The following is a 1520-nucleotide window of genomic DNA, read 5'->3' on the forward strand; positions in this document are numbered from 1 at the left end:
GCCCCGAGTAGACGTCTTTGATCGCGCACAGGTACAGCAGTAGTGCCCCATAGAGTGGTGTAACTCGGTGGCCGAGATCGTCTGCGATTACGTGTTGTACACGGATGTAGAGCGGCCACCGTGTGATCCTTCGAGTCAACCTTTCACAGAATCCTCGAACGGAGTCATCACGATGACCGCACCCCACATTGTCGACCCTGCAGGCCTGCTTGGCCAAGCCCTCGCCGACGCATCCCCGGATCTGATGCGCGAGCTGCTGCAGATCATGATCAACGCCCTGCTCTCGGCCGACGCCGACAGCGTGTGCGGCGCCGAGTGGAACGCCCGGTCCGCCGAGCGCACCAACCGCCGCAACGGCTACCGCCACCGGCCCCTGGACACCCGCGTCGGCACCGTCGACGTCGCTGTCCCAAAGCTGCGCTCGGGCAGCTACTTTCCTGAGTGGCTGCTCGAGCGCCGAAAGCGAGCCGAGTCCGCGTTGATCACCGTCGTGGCGGACTGCTACCTGGCCGGGGTGTCCACCCGCCGGATGGACAAACTGGTCAAGACCCTCGGCATCGACTCACTGTCCAAGTCGCAGGTCTCACGGATGGCCGAACACCTGGACGAGCAGGTCGCCGCGTTCCGCCACCGCCGCCTGGACGAGGCCGGACCGTTCACCTTCGTCACCGCCGACGCGTTGACCATCAAGGTCCGCGAGAACAACCAGGTCGTCAAGGCCGCCGTCCTGCTGGCAACTGGAGTCAACGGCGACGGCCACCGCGAAGTCCTCGGGATGCAGGTCGCCACCAGCGAGACCAAAGCCTCATGGAACACCTTCTTCGCCGACCTGGTCGCCCGCGGCCTGGGCGGGGTGCGCCTGGTGACCTCCGATGCCCACGCCGGGCTCGTGGACGCGATCGCAGCGAACCTGCCCGGCGCGGCGTGGCAGCGCTGCCGCACCCACTACGCGGCGAACCTCATGGCCGAGTGCCCCAAGTCCATGTGGCCGGCCGTGAAAGCCATGCTCCACAGCGTCTACGACCAGCCCACCCCGACCGCGGTGCACGAACAGTTCGACCGACTCCTGGAGTACACCGACGGGCGCCTGCCTGAGGTCGCCGACCACCTCGGTGATGCCCGCGAGGACCTGCTCGCCTTCACCACGTTCCCCGACGATGTATGGCGACAGATCTGGTCCAACAACCCCACCGAGCGCCTCAACCGGGAGATCCGCCGCCGCACCGACGTCGTGGGGATCTTCCCCAACCGCGACGCCATCATCCGCCTCATCGGCGCAGTCCTGGCCGAACAGACCGACGAATGGGCCGAAGGACGCCGCTACCTCGGCCTCGAAGTCCTCAGCCGATGCCGACTCACACTGACCACCAACACCGACACCAGCTCGCCGACGGAGGTGACCACCGATCCACTGATCCAACTACCCGCCTGATCACCAACGAAGGATCAAAAACCAGTTACACCAATACCAGGGGCTTGGCCGGTACAGCTTCCCTTCGGCTGTCCAGTGCTCGGTGATG

At 65.7% G+C, this 1520-nt stretch carries 1 protein-coding gene; it reads left to right on the forward strand.

Annotation, left to right across the window (positions count from 1 at the left end):
- Positions 1-172: 172 nt before the first annotated feature.
- Complete coding sequence (locus G6022_RS16340) at positions 173-1432, forward strand: IS256 family transposase (protein WP_182640272.1); 1260 nt, start codon at positions 173-175, stop codon at positions 1430-1432.
- Positions 1433-1520: the final 88 nt, after the last annotated feature.

It is taken from the genome of Dietzia sp. Cai40 (assembly GCF_014145165.1).
Taxonomy (GTDB): domain Bacteria; phylum Actinomycetota; class Actinomycetes; order Mycobacteriales; family Mycobacteriaceae; genus Dietzia; species Dietzia natronolimnaea.